This window comes from Aliiroseovarius sp. D2-2 (assembly GCF_055809455.1).
Genome location: NZ_CM147913.1, coordinates 1,405,442 through 1,425,834, shown reverse-complemented (window position 1 = coordinate 1,425,834; position 20,393 = coordinate 1,405,442). Strand labels below are relative to the sequence as shown.

Genomic DNA, 20,393 nt, shown 5'->3' with positions numbered 1-20,393 from the left:
CACCGATCCCATATCGTCAACCACGGGGAAACAATCCGTGGACCGGCCTTCGAACAAGAGGCTGCGGGATACTCTTATTTTGTTGGGTTTGTTTGCGCTGGTGCTGGCGGGGCTTATCGGGCTTGCAGCGGCAACCGGTTGGGAAGAAACCCGTGAACAGCTGATGAAACTTAGCTGGATGCAGTTTGCGGCTCTGCTGGCCCTTAGCCTTGTGAACTATGTCTTCCGCGGCCTTCGCTGGCACATCTTTGCCCGCAAACTTGGCCTGACAACCGGTTTGTTCCAGAACCTACGCCATTTTCTGGGCGGCTTTGCAATGTCCGTGACCCCCGGTCGTGTGGGCGAGCTTGTGCGCATGCGCTGGCTGCGCCGTGAAACCGGCTGGAGCTTCGAACGTACAGCCCCACTGGTCTTGGTTGACCGCGCATCAGATTTGACGGCAATGGCTTTGATCCTTGGGTTGGCTTTGGCCTTTTCCACCACTGGGATCGCGGGCGGCCTGCCTGTCACCATCCTTGCCTTGATCGCGGCCTTTGCTGCCACACGCCCGCGCCTTCTGGCGTGGTTCGCCACAATGGGGCACCGCGTTACCGGGCGTTTTGCGCGCCTGTGGGCCAAGGTCCGTCGTGCTGCACATTCGCTGTCCGCTTTCACATCGCCCACATTGATGGCCATCGCGGCCATCGTCGGCGTGATCGGCTGGATCGCAGAAGGCTATGCCTTCCACCTTCTTTTGATGTGGATGGGCGCGGATATTGGTTTTGCCAAAGCCGTCGCCATCTTCGTCTTTTCAACACTTGCCGGTGGCCTGACAGGTGCGCCCGGAGGCGTCGGCGGGGCCGAAGCTGCCATGGTCGCCCTGTTGGCACTGGAAGGCGTCCCGCTTGAGGTTAGCCTGCCTGCCACCGCCATCATCCGCATAACAACCCTTTGGTTCGCAATCGGGCTTGGTCTTCTGATCTTCCCCGTGGCCGAACGTAAATCACTGAGACATACACATGGTTTGGAAAACTAGCGATTATGCCGGCTGGGGCCGGGTTCTAACTGCAAGCGGAGAGCTTGCCCGACCAGAACGCGCCCGAAGCCTGAAGGCCATTGTGGCCGACGCGCCCTGCCCTGCGATTGGCAATTGCCGGTCCTATGGGGATGCTTCGTTGAATGACGGTGGTCGCGCCATCGACATGACGCGGATGAACCGCATCATCGATTTTGACGCGAAAACAGGCATCGTTACGGTCGAGCCCGGGATCACCATCGGCGAGTTGGCCAAAATCTTCGCGCCTCAAGGCTGGCTGCCTGCCGTTATGCCCGGCACTGGGTTTGCCACGATTGGTGGCTGCATCGCGCAAGATGTGCATGGCAAGAACCATCACAACGAAGGCAGCTTTGGCCAGCATGTCCTGTCCGTAACCCTGCTGAATGGCGAAAAGCGTACGGTGGCAACGCCGGATCGCAACGCGGGACTGTTCCGCGCCACCATGGGCGGTATCGGCCAGACCGGCGTGATTGCCGAGGCGAAGCTGCAGCTCAAACCCTGCCCCGGCGATGTGATGATGGTCACCGAACGTCGCGCAGCGGATTGGGATGAGCACCTCGCGCATCTCGACGGGAGCAAAGCCACCTATTGTGTAGGCTGGATTGATGCCACCGCGACGGGTGCAAACCTTGGACGCGGTATTGTCGAGGAAGCCGAGCTGGCCGCTGGCTTGTTGCCCAAAGCCAAGCCGTCGAAATCGGTTCCCTTGAACGCCCCCAATTTTGCGCTGTCTGGTCCGATCGTGCGCACGTTTAACAACGCCTACTATCGTCGCGTGCCCACCTCTGGCCGCTCGTCGGTCAAACGTATCGACGATTTCTTCTTCCCTCTGGACAAGATCCACGACTGGAACCGGCTCTATGGCAAACGCGGCTTCTATCAGTTCCAGAACGTGGTGCCACTGGATCAGGCGGATGCACTGAAAGAGATGTTGAAAGAGATCGCAAGCGCGGGTCTTGCCTCGCCTTTGGCTGTGCTCAAACGCATGGGCGCAGGCCGTGCAGGGCACATGAGCTTCCCGATGGAGGGCTACACGCTTGCCGTCGACTTCCCCGCGCGTGACGCCGCGCCGGATTTGATTGCAATGCTTGAGGACATGACCGTTGACGCGGGCGGGCGGCTTTATTTGGCTAAAGATGCCTTGGCCACTGGCCCCGCCGTCAAGGCGATGTATTCCGAACATGCAGACTGGGTGAAGGCCGTGAACAAGGCTGATCCGGATCACGCGCTTGAAACCGACATGGTGCGGCGCCTGAACCTTCGCGAGGCGGGGTAAGAGATATGACAACAGAACAAAACCAATGCTGGATCATTCTGGGTGCCACATCGGCCATGGCACGCGCCTTTGCACAAGCCGTGGCAGACCAAGGTGCAAGCGTCATCCTAGCAGGTCGCGATATGGACGACCTGAAACGGACAGCCACAGACCTAACCGTGCGCGGTGTCGAAGCTGTTGCGATGAAATTCGATGCGCGTGACAGCGCCACATTCAAACCGATCATCGCGAAGGCCGAAAAGATGGAAGGCGTCATCAACGCCGCAGTCTTTGTGGGCTCCATGCCTCCTCAGGAAGATATCGACGCCAACCCCGATCTGATTGAGGGCGTTGTGAAAGACAGCCACACTGGCCCCGCAACCTTCTTGTCGATGCTCGCCCCTATCATGGAAGAGCGCGGCGCAGGCACGGTTGTCGGCGTCGGCTCGGTTGCAGGCGACCGCGGTCGTATCGGCAACTATGTCTACGGCTCGGCGAAAGCGGGCTTTGCCACGTATTTGTCAGGTCTGCGTAACCGCCTGACCCGCTCGGGTGGGCATGTGGTGACAGTCAAACCGGGCTTTGTTGATACGGCAATGACCTGGGGAATTGAGGGGATGTTTCTTGTGGCGTCGCCTCAGAAAGTCTCGCAGGATATTTTGAACGCGGTGGAGAAGCAGAAGAACGTGATCTACACGCCGTTCTTTTGGCGCTACATCATGCTGATCATCCGGAACGTTCCAGAGTTCATCTTCAAAAAGATGTCGATCTGATTGAAGCCGTTCGTTGGCCCACCACGCATGGGCCAACGAACGCGGGCTAAGGCTGCTTTCTATCTTAGGCTTGCCTAAAGTCGCTTTAGAGCGCGCTAAACCATGTCTGCCATAGCCCTGCAGCATAGAACATAATGGCAAGCGTCATCAGGATCAGCCCGATGCCACGCTTGTCCTTCATGGCAAAAACGATTGGGTCATAGTCCTGCTTGCCATGCCATCCCAGCGACACCATGCGGATCATCCACCAAGCCAGCGGGATTTCCGCCACCCAGATCAACCAACGGGTTTTATAAAGCCCAATGGCTTGATCGGTGAAGGAATACAGGAAAAAGGCAACCAGTGCTGCCACGACCCCTAAGGCGGCGACATTCAGAAGGTCCGGCCGATCCGGGCGACCATACCCCCTGCCCGGCAAACGTTCATCAGACGTTGCCAATGTCAGTTCGGTCAACCGCTTCACGCACCCAAGTGCAAAGAATACGGGGAAGATAAACACCAGCAGATATCCCGACACATGAATCTCGGTTGCAGCAGCACCAGCCACGACCCGCAAGGTATAAAGGGATGCAAGCACGGCGATATCAATCCAACGCATGCGCTTGAGTTTCAGCGAATAGGCCAGCGACAATACCATATAAAAAGCAACCACACCAAGGAACGTCCAGGACAACGCGGCGGCCACCCCAAGGGCGATGGCTGACAAGCCAACAAAACTGACCATGCCAATCTGAATTGGAACCGCACCAGACGCGAAGGGGCGGTTTTTCTTTTTGACGTGTAGGCGATCTGCTTCAAGGTCGAGCAAGTCATTCACCAGATAAATCGAAGATGCCGCGGCCGAGAACGCAATAATTCCGAGTACTGCGGCGACCAGCGTCGCCCCATCAAAAGCATGTGCCGCGATCATTGGAAGCAAAAGCAGGATGTTCTTAACCCATTGATGCGGACGGAAGCTGCGCAGAACGTCACGAACGCTCCAGCCACCTTGCACGGGGGTCAACGCTTGCCCACGCGCCTCGATCTGACGGGCGGATGCATCATCCCCCACGACGATGGCGCTGTCGGCTTTTTCCCAGACAGCCCGATCAATCGGTGCATTCCCCGCATAATCAAACGCCGCCTCACCGAACTCTTCCACCAATGCTGCCGCTTTGCGCGATCCTTTAAGGTTCGTTTCGCCGTCCGAGGCGAAGACCCGAGGTGACAGATTATGGTCCTGCGCCAGTTTCTCGACCAAAGGACGGTGTGATGCGGAGGCAAGGATAACTTCACGCCCTTCAGATTGAGCCTGACGGGCGATTTCCACCACCTCAGGTTCGACAGGAAGCAAGTCGGAGCGCAATTGCGCAATCTCAGCCAGCTCTGCCTTAAGCTTGGCGGGGTTGTTTAGATTCAGAAAACTGGTCTTGAGTGCACGGATTGGGTCCTTTCCCAAACTGGCCCAGAAACACTCGAATAGTATGTCGGTACGCAAAAACGTTCCATCGACATCCAAAACCAAAGGTTTGCTTAGTGGTTTTTCACCCATTCGACGGGGATCCCATAACAGTAAATACACATCCATCTGTTAATAGCTCGGGCGGTGTCAGGCACAAACCACGTGCAACGTGCCAAGCCGCCAATACTTTAGGGACGTACGCGCGGGTTTCCGGATAAGGTGGAATGCCACCATGTTCTCCAACCGCATTTTCACCTGCGTTGTAGCCCGCTAAAGCAAATATCGGGTCGCCTTGGAAGTGCTTGATCAACCATTCCAGATAGGCCACCCCTCCACGGATGTTTTGTGACGGGTCCGTGCTGTCTGTGACGCCGAACCGTTCTGCTGTTGCTGGAATAAGCTGCATCAGACCCTGAGCGCCGGCTTCCGACAAGGCCTGCCCATTACCCGCGCTTTCCACAGAGATCAGCGCGAGAACAAGTGCCGGCGACACCGGCGTTCCAACAGTTACGCTTAATATATCTGTGCCATGTACACGTGCGATATCCTGCAAATGCTGCAGTCTTGGTTGCGGCAGACCATCGCGTTCGGTAATTGCTTTGATAGCTTTTTGGATATTCAATGGACCTGTGTCTTCAAGCTTTGGAGACACTTCTTTCCAGAACCAATCCCAAGGCGTTGGTGCAGGTAACGCGAAATCGCCCTCTTGTTCCGGCTCTGCCGCAGGTTTTTCAGGAACGGCGAGCGCAGCGGCCTGCGCTGCGGGGTCGATCTGGACATTCAATCGGTTGCTTGTTCCAGCCTGAGGCACTCCCACACGTTTGAAAGTGAACTCCGGATATGGAGGTGGCGTTTCCTGCCCAAAGGCAGAACTCACTGAGACACACGCCCAGAATGCTCCAATTTGTATGAATCGCCGCATTGTGCGGTTCTCTGCTTTGCCTCTAAAACTGATTCACTTCTCGCAGATTGGGGAAAAAATCGCTAGTTTTTCCTGTAAAATTGCCTATTACGCTAGGTAAGCAAATACTGAATTAGCCAAAATACAACAGCCCAGAACGATTTTTTATAAACATTAACAATACGTTAACAAATTTTACAAAAAAAACACATGCAAAGCGAGAAATCGTACTAAACCCGCCCAATTCTTGCCCCAATCAAAAGGCTTATTGTACCCATCAAACGCGTAACAGCAGGAATGATCTTGCAAAGCGCCAACCAAGTACTGAACGCCCTAGTAAAGGATATCAAAATGAAACTGTTCGAAATGTTCAAAACTTTTAAAGCCGACGAAGACGGCGCTGTAACTGTTGACTGGGTTGTACTGACCGCAGCCATCGTTGGCCTGGGTCTGGCTGTTATGCTGTCGGTCCGCGGCGGAACCGAAGGTCTGGCAAACAAGATTTCTGCTAGCCTGGCCAGCATGAGCGTCCAGTAAATCTCTTTTACGAGATTGGAATTATGGAAGGCCGCACAAAAGTGCGGCCTTCTTGATTTGGGACGTACGTCAAATATTTGCCCTTAAGAACGTCTTAAACCCCCAAAGTGAGCGCGTAAAACCTGCCCGCAGAGTTTGCCGCACATGACAATGAAATGATAAATTCAGCTTTGCTCGGAAAATAAGGCTGGATATGGGAAACAAATCCCGTGTAAATCATGAAAATCCTGCGTAGCGCTCAACTGTACAAATCTTAAGCAGCACATCAAAACGCACGGAAAGCTTTATAAGTGAGAGGGATTCTGATGCGCTTGATTTTCGGACTGGTCTTGGTGATCGGCATTGGTCTGGCAGGCTTCGCCGTTTACATGGCACGCGATTTCATCGGTGGTTATCAGGCGCAACTGGCAGCTGAACGGGCCGCACGCAGCGCGATTGTGCCCACAGTGGACGTTTTTGTTGTTAACAAATCGGTTCGTTACGGCGAGCAGCTCACCGAAAAAGATATTCGTGCGGTGAAATGGCCCGAAAATGCGATCCCTGAAGGTACATACCGTAAATTAGAAGACGTTTTCCCGGATGGTGAGCGTAAGTTCCGAACTGTGATCCGCGCCATGGAAAAGGACGAGGCCCTGATGGCCATCAAGGTTTCGAAACCCGGCGCAGATGCAGGTGTTTCATCGCGACTGGCACAAGGCATGCGCGCCTTCGCCATTCGCGTCGACGTCAGCTCGGGTGTTTCTGGCTTCCTTCGTCCTGGCGATAAAGTAGACGTCTATTGGACGGGCCGCGGTCGCAATGATGTTGGTGAAGCCGAGGCGGTGACCAAGCTTATCCAAGCCAATGTCCCGCTGATTGCGGTTGACCAAACCGCAGACAATGACCGCACCGGTCCAAATGTTGCACGAACAGTAACTGTCGAAGTCACTCCTCGTCAGGTGGCCGCCTTGGCGCAGGCGCAAAGCAGCGGACGGTTGACGCTTTCCCTTGTTGGCGCGCGCGACGACTCCACGACCGACGCGATTGAAGTTGGTCAGGGTGAAATCATCGGTGAAGTCAACGCGCCTGTGAAAGAGAGCTGTTCAGTGCGCACTCGCCGCGGGGCAGAAATCATCGTGACACCCATTCCCTGCCCAGAATAAGGCAAGACTTGCTGTGATGCGCCGAGCGTATTCAGAATAAGTGTTGCGCTAGGCACACATAACACCCGGCCTTAAGGTTATTGAATGTTGCATTTTGCGCAGAACCTGCGCAATCTTGCGACCAATAGGTGAAGTATGCCCCGAAAAGAGGGCGGCTTGACCAACGAGCAAAGGGGATAATCCGGGTTTAACCGGGAATCCCGAAAGAAAAGTGATCAGAGAGGCAGGATCACATGAAAATCGATCGTTTTATCAAGGCAGCCCTATTGGGTTTGACCATGGGAGTTGGTACCACACCTGTAACTGGTGTGGCTGAAACCCTACGTGTGACGGACACTGGTCCATCGCGGGCGTTGAAGGTTCCGATGAACCGCGCAGTCGTGGTTGAGAGCGAAAATCCATTCGCAGAACTTTCCATTGCAAATCCGGGTATTGCAGACATCTCGACATTGTCTGACCGCACGATTTATGTGCTGGGAAAGACACCAGGCCGTACTACGCTGACCCTTCTAGGTGCAGATGGTTCGCTGATGAGCAATGTTGAAGTGCACGTCACGCCTGACATCAGCGAATTCAAAGAGCGCCTGCGCCAAATCCTTCCTGGTGAAGGGATTGAGGTGCGTACAGCAAATGACGGAATCGTTCTGTCTGGCGTCGTTAGCTCTCCTGATCGGATGACGCTGGCGTTGGATCTTGCTCAACGATATGCACCCGAACGCGTGTCAAATATGATGAGCGTCGGCGGGACACAGCAAGTTATGCTGAAAGTTCGCTTCGCTGAAATGGGTCGCTCGGTTCGTAAAGCTCTATCAAGCTCGCTCGCCTTTTCTGGTGGGAACCTTGGCACAAGCCCACAGGGCGCCACAGGCGTCGGCATCAGCCAAGGTGGCTCTCTGCTTGATACAAGAAACACAACAACAGTTTCAGATGCTGAAGGCGCATTCAAAATCGGATTTGGCGCTGGAAGTTTCCAAGTTGGCATTCTTTTGGAAGCCCTTGAAAGCAAAGGTGTTGTACGTACTCTTGCAGAACCAAACCTAACTGCTTTGTCCGGACAGGAAGCCTCGTTCCTAGCTGGTGGGGAATTCCCCATCCCGACGGCACAAGATGAGGGTAAGATTGCGGTTGAGTACAAGCCTTTCGGTGTTGAGCTTACTTTCACTCCGACAGTCCTGACCGACGATGTCATCAACCTGCAAATGAAGGCCGCTGTATCCGGCTTGGACAGCTCGGTGAGCTACCAGAACGGCGGGTTGGTGCTGAACTCATTCCGTCGCCGCGAGACTTCGACCACTGTCGAACTCCGTGATGGCGAAAGCTTTGCCATCGCTGGCCTGATCGAAGACGATTTTCAGGACACTGTTGGTGCGGTTCCATGGCTTGGCGATCTGCCAGTACTTGGCGCCCTCTTCCGCTCAACCGAATATGAGCGCCGTCAGTCGGAGCTTGTGATTATCGTGTCGGCCCACTTGGTTACGCCCACCCGCGGCGAATTCCTGGCCATTCCGACCGACCGCATTCGCCCGCCGTCCGAAAAAGACTTGTTCCTGTTTGGTAAAACGGCTGCACCCGCTGCACCGAAAGCCGGCGCCGCTGCAGAAGTGGCAAAGCAGGACTTTTCGGGCTCTTATGGCTACGTGATGGAATAAGGATCGCGACATGAAACGGATCAAACCTCTTCTCGCTGCCACATCGATCATTGCCCTTCTTGCGGGCTGTGCGGATAATAAACAGGCGCTTCACTTCTGGACCAATGAAGCTGGTGGCAGCTTGGACGAAGGCGGCTTCGGAGCCCCAACTGCGCACAACATTGGCGTACAAACTGGTGAAATCGACGTTGTTCAGGCTCTTGGCGAACGCTTTAGCCGCGAAGTCCCTGATACGGTGAACTTTGCGTTCAACAGCGCTGAGCTTAGCCCCGAGGCACGGACAATTCTGAGCAGGCAAGCCACTTGGATCCTGCAGTTCCCGGAAATTCGCTTCCGCGTTTATGGTCACACGGATCTTGTGGGTTCGTCGGGATACAACAAACGTCTTGGAATGCGCCGTGCACGCGCTGCTGTGAGCTATCTTGTTTCACAAGGCATTAGTCGCAGCCGACTTGAGGCTGTCGTGAGCTACGGCGAAAGCCGCCCACTGATCAAGACCGATCAACGTGACCTGCGCAATCGTCGTACAGTTACCGAGGTCTCTGGCTTTGCCAACAATCGCAAAGCTACACTTCTGAATGGTAAGTACGCCGAGATTATCAACCGGGAATACATCGCGAGCGCGGTCCCGCGCCCAATAATCTCGAACGGCGGAACAGGCACAGTGGAGTAATCCACAAATCTATCGGATTGAAATGGGGCGCAACACTGTTGCGCCCCTTTCTGTTATGAAGCACGGGTTTGGTCAGGAAACCACAGTGTTAACTCTACAGACCATTACCCACACATTCAGTTTATTTCTTTTTTTATCAGTGATATAGTATGTTGGATTGAGGTGAGAATGGCGTCTGTATGTGTAATTTAGTTCGTTCTCGATGACGGGACAGACCAAATAAACAGGGTCTATCGTTCTTAAAGTTCGAACAATTTGGCCTTTATGGCCGTATTATTGCCCAGATTACCTGCAAGGGTTCACTCTGGCAGGAAGCCAATTTTTTTTGTGTGTGTTTGCGATTCGCAATTAACGAGAGACCCGGACGCCTTACGAACAAGTGTGGCAAACCCGGATACGAAAGGAACGAGGAAATGAGTGGTCGCGCAGCGCTGCAAAATGACCCGGAACCGATTACCGCGTGCACAGTCTCGCGGGATGTCCAGAATTTTGACCTTCTGATCGAGGATATGGAAGCCGAACTAGGTGAAGCCTGGGGTGACCTGCCGATCGAAGATGCGGTTGCATTTTTTGAGCAACCTGATGCCAAGGATCTTGAATTCATTGCTATGGCTTTGGATGATCAGGACGAAGCAGATCTAAGCACCATTGCGACAGTGATCAAAGCCGCACTTGAGCGTGACATCAAAGTGATTGTCATTGCCGAAGAGGTCAGCCCGATCGCTTTGCACCAGCTTCTTAAGCTGGGTGCAGAGGAGTTTGTCCCCTACCCGCTTCCCGATGGCGCGCTGCATGACGCAATAAAGCGTATGCGTGAGAAAGAAATCGCTCCGGTCGCTAACCAAGCACCAGAACGAACTGCGACAAAGAACACTGGGAACCACGAAGCCGTCATATTTGCTGTTCAGCCAATGGCTGGCGGAACCGGGGCGACCACTCTCGCCGTCAATCTGGCTTGGGAGCTCACTCAAATGAAGGGCAAAACGCCACCGCGTGTTTGCCTGTTGGATTTCGGGCTTCAGTTCGGGTCGACTGCGACATACCTCGACCTTCAACGCCGCGACGTGGTCTACGAGCTGCTTTCAGATACTGAAATGATGGATCAAGAAATCTTCATGCAGGCATTGTTGCCCTATGACGATAATCTTCATGTGCTGACGGCTCCGCCCGATATGCTGCCATTGGATATGGTAACATCCGAAGACGTTGAGCGGATCGTCGAGATGGCGCGAACCAATTTTGACTATGTTATCATAGACATGCCCAACACATTGGTGCAGTGGACTGAAACTGTTCTTCAAGCAGCTCATGTCTATTTCGTAACTCTGGAACTCGACTTGCGCTCGGCTCAGAACACTCTTCGCATGATCAAGGCTTTGAAAGCTGAAGAGCTTCCTGTCGAAAAACTGCGTTACGTTTTGAACCGTGCTCCGAAGTTTACGGATTCTCTCAGGGAAATCTCGCGTGAAACGCCTGGCCGAAAGCCTGGATATCTCGATCGAACTGATGCTTCCCGATGGGGGCAAACAAGTCTCGGAAGCTGGGGATCACGGCGCACCTTTGGCCAGCTCCGCACCTAAAAATGTTCTGCGTAAAGAACTTCAAAAGCTTGCCAAATCAGTACACGATTTGAACCAGGCTGACGTCGCAGCGCAATAACGATTCCGGAGGCAACATGTTCTCACGTTACAAAAAGCCAGCCACGCCACAAGGCAAAGCGACTCCACAGCTGTCAGCTGTGGATACTGGACGGATTGAAGACGGCATAATCTCTGCCCCTCCAAAAAAGGACACGAAGCCGAAGGTTCAAGCCAAAGCGCCAGCGCCACAGCCTGCACCTGCAGCTCCTGTAACATCCGACAAGGAACGCAAGCGCAAGGAACGTCTGTCTGAGATCAAGACAGAGTTGCACAAAGAGCTTCTGGACAACTTGAACCTTAGCGCACTTGAATCCGCGACTGAAAAAGACCTTCGCTCGGAAATCACTGATATTTCATCAGAGTTCCTGACCACTCGTGATGTTGTTCTGACCCGTGATGAACGCCTGATGTTGAACCAAGAGCTCTATGACGAAGTCAAAGGTCTTGGTCCGCTGGAACCGCTTTTGCAGGATGAGACAGTCAACGATATTCTGGTCAACGGACCTCAACAGGTCTTTGTTGAACGGGACGGTAAGCTTCAATTGACCGATGTGTCCTTCAAGGACGAACGTCACCTGCTGCGCATCATCGATAAGATCGTTTCGGCCGTTGGTCGCCGTGTGGATGAACAAAACCCGCACGTCGATGCCCGATTGGCCGATGGATCGCGCTTTAACGCGATGGTTCCGCCGATTGCGGTGGATGGATCCTCTGGTGTCGATCCGGAAATTTAAGAAAGACAAGCTGGGCATTGATGAGCTTGTTAATTTCGGCGCGTTCTCTGAGGAGATGGCAGCCTTCCTACAAGCAGCTGTTGCCACCCGCCTGAACGTCATCGTGTCTGGCGGTACTGGCTCTGGTAAAACGACCACTTTGAACGCTCTGTCGTCTTTTATTGATGACAGCGAGCGCATTCTGACGATCGAGGATACTGCGGAACTTCAGCTTCAGCAGACCCATGTTGGTCGGATGGAAAGCCGCCCGGCAAACGTCGAAGGCAAGGGTGCTGTCAGCCAGCGTGATTGTCTGAAAAACGCCCTTCGTATGCGTCCAGACCGGATCATCGTGGGTGAGACGCGTGGTGAAGAAGTCATCGACATGCTTCAAGCCATGAACACTGGCCACGACGGATCAATGACCACAATCCACGCCAACTCGGCGCGCGATGCTGTATCACGACTTGAAAACATGGTTGCTATGGCTGGCATCGAAATGCCGCTTAAGGCCGTTCGTAGCCAAGTTGCCTCGGCTGTGAACCTGTTGGTGCAGGCCAGCCGTCTACAAGACGGGTCGCGCCGCATGGTTTCGATCACCGAGATCACAGGTATGGAGGGCGAAGTCATCTCGATGCAAGAGGTGTTCCGCTACGAGCGATTGGGACTGGCCCCTGATGGCAAAATCATCGGGCGTTTCAACGCGACAGGTGTGCGTTCTCACTATGCTGAGCGTTTCCGTCAGTGGGGTTATGACCTGCCCGCATCCATCTATGAGCCCTGGAGCGACTAAACATGACGATCTCAGCCGAACCAATTATCTACGGTTTGATCTTCATCGCCGTTCTGCTTTTGGTGGAAGGGATCTTATCTTACGCTTTTCGGCAAATCCATTAGCTTGAACAGCCGCGTCAACCGACGCCTGGATATGCTGGAAAAGGGTGCTGCACGCGAAGAGGTTCTGGAAAAGCTCCGCAAGGAAATGGGCCAACACGTCCGCGCCCAAGGCATTCCCTTCTATTCTCTTCTGGCGACCAAAGCCCAGAAAGCAGCGATCGCCTTCACGCCAGGCCAGCTGGTGCTGATCATGGTCGCCCTGTCTATCTTTTCCTATTTCGGGCTAAGCGTCGCGACGAGTGCTGGCCTGCCCGTTCGAATTGGCGCGTCCATCGTGATGGGTATTGGAGGCGTGTTCGTTTGGGTCAACAACAAAGCTAAGAAGCGCATGTCGATGATCGAGGAACAGCTTCCTGACGCGGTTGAATTGATGGTCCGGTCGTTGCGCGTTGGTCACCCGTTTAACTCTGCTGTTCAAATCGTCGCGAAAGAAGTTCCCGACCCCTTGGGAACTGAAATGGGCCTGATTGCTGACGAAAGCTCATATGGGCGCGACGTGGGCGAAGCACTGTCCAGCATGGCTGAAAGAATGGACAATCAAGACATGCGGTTTTTGGCAGTGGCCGTGACGATTCAGCAGACCTCCGGTGGTAACCTTGCCGAGATTCTGGACGGATTGGCTAAGGTGATCCGGTCGCGCTTTCGCCTGTTCCGCCGTGTTCGCGCCATCACTGCCGAGGCAAAATGGTCAGGCAATTTCTTGTCTGGATTTCCACTGATCGCATTGGTGATGATCAACTTGATCCAGCCCAATTACTACGACGACGTCCGTGAAACACAATTCTTCATCCCAGCCTGTCTGATTGTTGCAGGCTTTCTTGTCGCCAATGTTTTCATCATGCGTGCGCTCGTGAACATCAAAGTCTAGGTCTGAAAAACCATGCAAGCCATTATCGACCTTCTGACCGAACTGCTGGGCCCTGCAGGGCCAATTCTCGCCTTGGGTGGCGCGGGCATCGTGCTTGTAGTCATCACTTTACCTTTTGTTCTGCGAAAGCAAATTGATCCGCTGGACAAGGTGAAAGCACTACGAGAAGGCAATGCTAAGAAAACGAAAAAGGCGGACTTGCGCGTCGCTCAGGGCTCGAACAAGCTAGAAAAATATTCAGCCTTTCTTGAGCCCCAAGACGCTGCGGAATACTCCGCCACTCAGCTTAAGCTGCTTCAAGCAGGCTATCCCGGCAAAAATGCCGTTCAAACCTACCACTTTTCGCAGTTTGCGCTTGGCATCACGCTGCTTATTTTTGGTATATTCATCACCTTCCTGAAAACTGCCAACGGGCAAGAGCTTTCAGCACAAGGCCGTATTCTTTGGATATTGCTTCCCGGTGCGGTTGGCTACATGTTCCCGAAATACTGGGTCACACGGCGTATGGAGGAGCGGAAAGAGGAAATCATCAATGGATTTCCCGACGCATTGGATATGATGTTGGTCTGTGTGGAAGCGGGTCAATCTCTGGATCAGGCTATCTTGCGGGTCTCAAAAGAAATTCGCCCGTCCTTTCCCGCCCTTGCGGATGAGTTCACCATCGTTTCAAACGAGATGAAGGCAGGTAAGGACCGCGTTCAGGTTCTGCGCGATATGTCTGAGCGCTCGGGCGTCCCAGACGTAGCCAGCTTTGTAACCGTGATGATTCAATCCGCGACCTTTGGTACTTCTATTGCGGAAGCGCTGCGCGTCTATGCCGGCGAGATGCGAGACAAACGTGTTATGCGCGCAGAAGAAAAAGCAAACCAGTTGCCTACGAAAATGACACTGGCCACAATGATGCTGACCGTTCCCCCTTTGTTGATCATTCTTATCGGCCCCTCTGTTTACGAGGTTTATGTGACACTCAACAATATTCGCTTCTAGTACTCGCCTGATTTCAACAGGAGCATCTCAGCCTATGACCTCTGCCCTCCCCCTGTATAAGCAACAGCGCGTGGGCTTCGGTCGTGTCGGCGCTGTCGTGATACTTGCATCACTTCTCGGTTTATCCGCCTGCAAGAAAGCCAATTCTGGGTTCGAAAACCTCGACGGAAGTCCCTATGCGCCGGGAACACTCGATGCGATAGACGGGTCTGTCGATGGCTTGACCGTCGGACACAGGCTTACCGCCGCTGGTGAGCACGAGCTGGCACTGAAGGCCTACACACGTGCGGCTGCAGAACATGGCATCACTGTCGATGTGATGTCAGCGATCGGCTCTGCCAACCTTCAGCTTGGCCGTTTGGGACAAGCCGAAAAACTGCTGCGCAAGGCTACTCAACTCGATGTAAACTTCGCACCTGCCTGGAACAATCTGGGCGTTGTGCTGATGGAAACGGGCCAAGTCGGTGAAGCCGCCCGGGTTTTCCGCATCGCATTTGGACTGGATCGTGGCCAATCTGCCGAAATTCGAGAGAATTTGCGCCTAGCGCTCGCAAATTTAGACAACCCTGACTATGATCCAACCAATAATGATACATTTTCGCTGGTTCGCAGGGGCTCAGGTGACTATCTGCTTCTGTCCGAAATCTAGACGAAAAGACGAGCAGTAGAGGACGCAAAAATGCGCCAATCCATTCTTCTTGCGTTGTGCGTAAGCAGCGCCTTGGCCGTATCGGCCTGCCAGAAACCCAAGGACGAAGGCGAAGACGTCGAACGTGCCTTGGCTGACTTGAACGTCATCGACGAAAGTAATCTGAACGACATTATGCTGACCGTCGGGGACGCTGACGAAGCCGCCGCCTATTTCCAAGGCGCGGTTAAATCTCATCCTGACCGGATCGATCTACAACGCGGACTTGGCCAATCCTTGGTCCGTGCCAAACGACCGGCTGAAGCGGTTGGTGTCTGGAAGAAAGTTGTGTCCCTTCCGGGTGCGACCAACGCAGATCGCGTTTCTCTTGCCGACGCTTTGATCCGCGCAGGTGATTGGGATCAGGCGAAGGTCGAACTGGACAAGGTTCCACCGACACATGAAACATTCCGCCGCTATCGGTTGGAGGCCATGATCGCTGACAGCAAGGAAGACTGGAAGAAAGCTGACAGCTTCTATGAGACTGCCGTTGGCCTGACCACAAATCCGGCAACTGTGCTGAACAACTGGGGTTACTCCAAACTAACCCGCGCCGATTACAAAGGCGCAGAGGATTTGTTCAGCCAATCGCTTGGGTATGACTCCACGCGTTTCACCACGAAAAACAACCTTGTTTTGGCACGTGGCGCGCAGCGGAAATATGATCTTCCTGTCATCAAGATGACCCAGATCGAACGTGCACAGCTTCTTCACACAATGGCTCTGTCCGCAATCAAACAGGGCGACGTGACGACCGGAAAAGGCTTGCTGCAAGAGGCAATCGACACACATCCACAGCATTTCGAAGCCGCTTCGCGCGCGCTTGAGGCTCTGGAAAGCAACGTCTCTAACGGATAAGGCACATGCAGATTACCCTAACACAATGGGCAGCACTGCTGTTTCTACCGCTCGCTATTCCGATTTCCGTTTGGGTGATCCATTCTGATTTGTCCCGAATGAAAATTCCCAACAAGGCTGTTGTGGCCTTGTTGATTGGGTTTGCTGTACTTGGCTTCTTCGCATTGGAAACGAATGAGTATCTTTGGCGCTGGTCGCATTTTGCGATCATTTTGACCGCAGGTTTCCTTCTGAACATTGCTGGTATGCTGGGTGCAGGAGATGCAAAATTTGCCGCTGCCGTCGCACCCTTCATTGCATTGTCGGATACATTTCTAGTGCTTACGATCTTTGCGTTGATGATTGTTATCGGCTTTGTTGCGCACAGGCTTCTTCGACGAATTAAATCAATCCGCGCACGCACACCAGATTGGGAAAGTTGGTCAAGACGTGATTACCCAATGGGGCTTAGCATCTGCATGACTTTCCTTACATATCTGGTTTTAGGGGTCATATACGGGGCATAAACGCCCCAGCGCTCAAACTAAAAAGCCCGCAAAAAATTGCGGGCTTTTTGCTTTCTATAGTCAGGGTCAGCTGGCGTCTGAAGTTTCCTGCTCTTCGGTCGCAGTCTTGGGTTCCACCGGCTCACCTTTTTCACCGGGAAGAGCATAGAGGGTGTATTGATCAGTACGACGCACCTCAGTCACCCGGCCCACCCAGCTCTGCGCTGAAATCTCATCGAGAATCGCTTTGCGTGTCGGGGCTGAAAGCGGACAACGCGGCACCAAAAGATAATCTGCATTCTCAATCCCAGACAACTCACCATAATACCAAGGCGCACCGCGTTTCAGGGGGGACAGATCGGCATACAGCCAATAGCTTGAAAGCAAATCTGCAGTGAAGATCGCAGCACCTTCTCCACCATCCCAATTGGAAATGTCATTGGCCATGGCCTCGAACCAGCCCACAATCCCTACATCCAACGTGCAATAGGTCAGATCCTCACCTTTGAACGTGACCTCAACACTGGCGCGATCAACTTGCTCGGCAAACCGCGCGAAAAGCTTGTCCTTGTCATCGATAGCAACACGAAAATCCATCTGATAAGCGCGAGGAGTTGTTGTCAGAATATCTTCATGCGATCCGGAGTTCGGCAGCACCGGAACATATTCCTCAACATCTGTCGCAAAGTGGCGAACAGGACTCGCTGTCAAATTCATAAAACTGGGGGTCGCCAAAGCGAATGCGGCGATAGCACAAACGGTCACGGACTGTCTGAGATCCCAACCGAACCCGTTGCGTCGCCCTGCCTGTGGAAGGCGCGCAAAAAGCAAAAGCCCTAAAAGCCATAGCCATTGAGGATCGTTGCCAAAATTCTGATAGGTGACGTAGAAAAATGCCGGCGCTAAAAGCAGAAGCATTAAGCCCTCGGGTTTACGGTCCGCTTGCCGCATCAAGACCACGGCAGCAAGAATGATCAAGGATCCACCAAGGTAGGCCGGCGCGCTTACCACATAGGTGAAATCATGACCGGGATGTGGGCGCACATTTGATCCCGCAACATTCAACAGGTCCTGCAAATACGCCAACCAATATATTGGTGTTCCAACCGCCACAGTGGCCAAAACAGCGGCAACAATCCCTCCGACAAACGCCCAAAGCACAGTGCGCCCTGCCCTACGCGCGAGTAATCCAATCAACACTGGAATGAAAAATGCGGCGAAATAAGTCACTTTGATCAACGCCATGATGACCATCATGACACCAACCGTAACACCATCCGCCATTGGGGAAGAGCGCCCATCAAGCGGGGGCAACATCGCGACTGACACAGCCATGAAAGCCGCCGCCCATGCCCAGCGGTTGTAGTGCATCGAGATTGAAATCGCATCCACAGCTTCGCCATGTACCAAGGCCACGGACAAAATCAGGATGGTTGCTGCAAACAAATAGGCCCAACCACCATTGAACCGACTTCGTGCGACCCACCATGCAAAGGGAAAAAGTGCAATCGCAACAGCGAATTGACCTGCCAATATCGCTTGACCTGCCCCGAAACCAGCCTTCAAGAATACGACCATCGGCGCAAACGCTAGGATGCCAATCGGCGTTACGAAATCAAGATGAGGCCAATCCCCTCCCTGCATCCGGAACAGGATTTGCAGCAGGTGCAGCGTGTCCCCTTCATGCTTACCAATGTAGAAACCACCCTTTGCAAGGGTCAGTCCGGCGTAGCCAGCCAGCAACACGGCCATGAAGGCCGCCAAAATCTTACCACTATTTGTGCTCATCCCTGCCCTCATTCTTTTGTAGCCAAATTAGCGTCAATGCATTCTCAGGCAAGACTTTGTAAGCTGAACGAGTATATATATAAACGACCCAACAGAACCAAGGATCGGGCAAACAATATGAATGTGCAACCATCTGACCTGATTGCGCCTCCGGGCCTGAAGACAGCTAGTGACCTTGGGCTGACCACAGTCATGATGCGGGATATCCTGCTGAAAACCATGTTCCGCACCAATCTTGAGCGAATTACGGATTTGGAACGTGTGCTTTGCGTGCCAGCCCGTGTTGTCCAGGAATTGATCGATATGGGCCGGGAGTTAGGGCTTGTGGAAGCCATGGGGACCATGCAAGCGGGCGCCCAAAGCACGGAAATGGGGTATCGGCTGTCTGACACCGGCAAAGCGCGGGCACTGGATGCCCTGTCGCAGTCGGAGTATTTTGGCGCCATGCCCATTCCGATGGAGATCTACGCCAAACAGGTAAAGCGGCAATCTATCCGAAACATTACCATGACACGGCAGCAGTTGACCGGCGCTATGGGCCACCTGATTTTGCCCAACGACCTTCTGGACCAGCTTGGGCCAGCAGTTGGCTCTGGCCGTTCGATCCTGATGTACGGCCCTCCGGGTAATGGTAAGTCTTCAATCTCGAACGGTATCCGGGATGCCCTTGGTGACAAAATTTACGTTCCCAAGGCAATCGAGTATTCGGGCCAGATTATCACCGTGTATGACCCGATTGTTCATACTTCTGCAGAGGAAGACTTTGAGGATCCTAAATCACTGCGCCGCAAAGCCAAGAAATATGATCGTCGCTATGTCCTGTGCGATCGCCCGACCGTAATCACCGGTGGTGAGCTTACGCTGGACATGCTGGATCTGGTCTACAATCCAACAGCGCGGACCTATACGGCGTCTCTTCAGTTGAAATCCGCCGGTGGCGTCTTCATCGTGGATGACCTTGGACGTCAGTCTGAACCTCCGCAGGCTTTGGTCAACCGGTGGATTGTTCCACTGGAAGAAAACAAAGATATCTTGGCCCTGCAATCGGGTGAAAAATTCGAAGTGCCCTTCGATACGCTGGTCATTTTCTCGACCAACTTCCATCCCAACAAGATCTTCGATAAGGCGGCTTTGCGCCGGATTTTCTACAAGATCAAAATTGATGGGCCGGATCAGGAAGACTTTTTGAAAATCTTCGCCATGGTCGCGAAAAAACGGAAAATGCCGTTGTCGCAAGACGCGTTGATCCACTTGCTGAAAAACAAGTACCCGACGATTGATAACGTCTACGCGAACTATCAGCCGATCTTCTTGATCGATCAGATGATCTCGATCTGTGAATTTGAGGGCATTCCCTATCAGATGTCGCCAGAACTGGTCGACCGCGCATGGGAAAACATGTTCGTGAAAGAAGAAGACATCGTTCACTAAGCAAGTGTCTCAAATCCGGGCGAGGTTATTGATAGGCCCGCCCGGGTTTTTTTGCCAGTGAGGGACGTAACCGGCAAATTCTGATCTTAGTGGTTATCGGCAACCGGTGTGAAAAGCGCCGACATGGCTGCGGACTGAAGTCCAAAATCTCCGGCAGTTGCATCGACCAAGTTTTGCCCTGCCTGCAAATCGACACCGGCCTTGGACAGAAGTGCACGGCCTTCTTGCAGGTCGTGCCCTGACAAGGCCATCAACGTCGCTTCGTCCGCCTGAACCACAGCCATTACCATGCTGCGAACGGGCGGCTCGCTGGCTCCTCCGATGGGAAGTAGTGTTGCCAACGTCAAAACCGCACCCAACCCCATGATCCACTGCGCCAGCGGACGTTTGAAATAGGTGGTCAGCGGCCGCCAATTCAACACGATATGCGCCCCGACACCGATCAGCATCAGCCATCCAGCCCATTCGTGGATCACCTTCCCAAGCATTGTGTTCAGGTGAAAAAACATCAGTGTGCCCGTTACAGCCATCAGTAGAAATGAACCCACCGTCAATGGCGTGGCCCAGTTGCGCAAAGTCGACATAGTATTACTCCTTAGATCTTCCTATGTGATACGAATACCCACCGATT

General features: G+C 53.5%; 16 protein-coding genes and 3 pseudogenes. 15 read left to right on the top strand and 4 right to left on the bottom strand.

Annotated features, from left to right (window positions below; genetic code table 11):
• The first annotated feature begins 82 nt into the window (after nucleotides 1–82).
• The 3 genes from AC0L6A_RS07070 to AC0L6A_RS07060 are packed head-to-tail and all read left to right on the top strand — an operon-like array spanning nucleotide 83 to nucleotide 3,064.
• On the top strand, nucleotides 83–1,015 hold the full coding sequence (locus AC0L6A_RS07070) for a lysylphosphatidylglycerol synthase transmembrane domain-containing protein (RefSeq protein WP_473293109.1): 933 nt from the start codon (nucleotides 83–85) through the stop codon (nucleotides 1,013–1,015).
• Nucleotides 999–2,312, top strand: a complete 1,314-nt coding sequence (locus AC0L6A_RS07065) for an FAD-binding oxidoreductase (protein ID WP_473293108.1) — start codon at nucleotides 999–1,001, stop codon at nucleotides 2,310–2,312. Before AC0L6A_RS07070 ends, AC0L6A_RS07065 begins: the two co-directional genes overlap by 17 nt.
• A 5-nt stretch (nucleotides 2,313–2,317) precedes the next feature.
• Complete coding sequence (locus AC0L6A_RS07060; protein WP_473293106.1) at nucleotides 2,318–3,064, top strand: SDR family oxidoreductase; 747 nt, start codon at nucleotides 2,318–2,320, stop codon at nucleotides 3,062–3,064.
• Between the two features lie 85 nt (nucleotides 3,065–3,149).
• On the opposite strand, the gene AC0L6A_RS07055 is transcribed toward AC0L6A_RS07060, so the two are convergent.
• Together AC0L6A_RS07055 and AC0L6A_RS07050 are read right to left on the bottom strand one after the other, a co-directional pair.
• A complete protein-coding gene (locus tag AC0L6A_RS07055; RefSeq protein ID WP_473293105.1) occupies nucleotides 3,150–4,595 on the bottom strand; it encodes a UbiA family prenyltransferase in 1,446 nt (481 codons plus the stop codon).
• The gene (locus tag AC0L6A_RS07050) at nucleotides 4,588–5,427 is read right to left on the bottom strand and encodes a lytic transglycosylase domain-containing protein (protein ID WP_473293104.1); all 840 of its coding nucleotides are present in this window, start codon (nucleotides 5,425–5,427) and stop codon (nucleotides 4,588–4,590) included. The genes AC0L6A_RS07055 and AC0L6A_RS07050 overlap by 8 nt, the downstream gene beginning before the upstream one ends.
• A gap of 330 nt (nucleotides 5,428–5,757) precedes the next feature.
• Between AC0L6A_RS07050 and AC0L6A_RS07045 the strand changes: the two genes are divergently transcribed.
• The 11 genes and pseudogenes from AC0L6A_RS07045 (at nucleotide 5,758) to AC0L6A_RS06995 (ending at nucleotide 16,564) form a co-directional block, all read left to right on the top strand.
• Entirely contained in the window at nucleotides 5,758–5,943 is a 186-nt protein-coding gene (locus AC0L6A_RS07045; protein ID WP_473293102.1) for a Flp family type IVb pilin, read from the top strand.
• 305 nt (nucleotides 5,944–6,248) lie between these two features.
• Complete coding sequence (gene cpaB / locus AC0L6A_RS07040; RefSeq protein ID WP_473293101.1) at nucleotides 6,249–7,085, top strand: Flp pilus assembly protein CpaB; 837 nt, start codon at nucleotides 6,249–6,251, stop codon at nucleotides 7,083–7,085.
• Nucleotides 7,086–7,318: 233 nt separating this feature from the next.
• Nucleotides 7,319–8,734, top strand: a complete 1,416-nt coding sequence (locus tag AC0L6A_RS07035) for a type II and III secretion system protein family protein (RefSeq protein WP_473293100.1) — start codon at nucleotides 7,319–7,321, stop codon at nucleotides 8,732–8,734.
• Nucleotides 8,735–8,744: 10 nt separating this feature from the next.
• Entirely contained in the window at nucleotides 8,745–9,407 is a 663-nt protein-coding gene (locus AC0L6A_RS07030) for an OmpA family protein (RefSeq protein ID WP_473293099.1), read from the top strand.
• A gap of 413 nt (nucleotides 9,408–9,820) precedes the next feature.
• Nucleotides 9,821–11,066: pseudogene (locus AC0L6A_RS07025) on the top strand (CpaE/TadZ family protein).
• Nucleotides 11,067–11,082: 16 nt separating this feature from the next.
• A pseudogene (locus AC0L6A_RS07020) lies at nucleotides 11,083–12,553 on the top strand (CpaF family protein).
• A 2-nt stretch (nucleotides 12,554–12,555) separates the two neighbouring features.
• A pseudogene (locus AC0L6A_RS07015) lies at nucleotides 12,556–13,525 on the top strand (type II secretion system F family protein).
• A gap of 12 nt (nucleotides 13,526–13,537) precedes the next feature.
• Nucleotides 13,538–14,512, top strand: a complete 975-nt coding sequence (locus AC0L6A_RS07010; RefSeq protein ID WP_473293097.1) for a type II secretion system F family protein — start codon at nucleotides 13,538–13,540, stop codon at nucleotides 14,510–14,512.
• A gap of 34 nt (nucleotides 14,513–14,546) precedes the next feature.
• Nucleotides 14,547–15,161, top strand: coding sequence for a tetratricopeptide repeat protein (locus tag AC0L6A_RS07005; protein WP_473293095.1), 615 nt, complete (start codon nucleotides 14,547–14,549; stop codon nucleotides 15,159–15,161).
• A gap of 30 nt (nucleotides 15,162–15,191) precedes the next feature.
• The gene (locus AC0L6A_RS07000) at nucleotides 15,192–16,058 is read left to right on the top strand and encodes a tetratricopeptide repeat protein (protein WP_473293094.1); all 867 of its coding nucleotides are present in this window, start codon (nucleotides 15,192–15,194) and stop codon (nucleotides 16,056–16,058) included.
• A gap of 5 nt (nucleotides 16,059–16,063) precedes the next feature.
• Nucleotides 16,064–16,564, top strand: a complete 501-nt coding sequence (locus tag AC0L6A_RS06995) for an A24 family peptidase (RefSeq protein ID WP_473293093.1) — start codon at nucleotides 16,064–16,066, stop codon at nucleotides 16,562–16,564.
• A 66-nt stretch (nucleotides 16,565–16,630) separates the two neighbouring features.
• Here AC0L6A_RS06995 and AC0L6A_RS06990 read toward each other — a convergent pair whose 3' ends face one another.
• Nucleotides 16,631–18,331, bottom strand: a complete 1,701-nt coding sequence (locus AC0L6A_RS06990; protein WP_473293091.1) for a hypothetical protein — start codon at nucleotides 18,329–18,331, stop codon at nucleotides 16,631–16,633.
• 117 nt (nucleotides 18,332–18,448) lie between these two features.
• On the opposite strand from AC0L6A_RS06990, the gene AC0L6A_RS06985 reads away from it, so the two are divergent.
• Nucleotides 18,449–19,762, top strand: coding sequence for an ATPase (locus AC0L6A_RS06985; protein WP_473293090.1), 1,314 nt, complete (start codon nucleotides 18,449–18,451; stop codon nucleotides 19,760–19,762).
• 86 nt (nucleotides 19,763–19,848) lie between these two features.
• Here AC0L6A_RS06985 and AC0L6A_RS06980 read toward each other — a convergent pair whose 3' ends face one another.
• Nucleotides 19,849–20,346, bottom strand: a complete 498-nt coding sequence (locus AC0L6A_RS06980; protein WP_473293089.1) for a DUF4405 domain-containing protein — start codon at nucleotides 20,344–20,346, stop codon at nucleotides 19,849–19,851.
• Nucleotides 20,347–20,393: the final 47 nt, after the last annotated feature.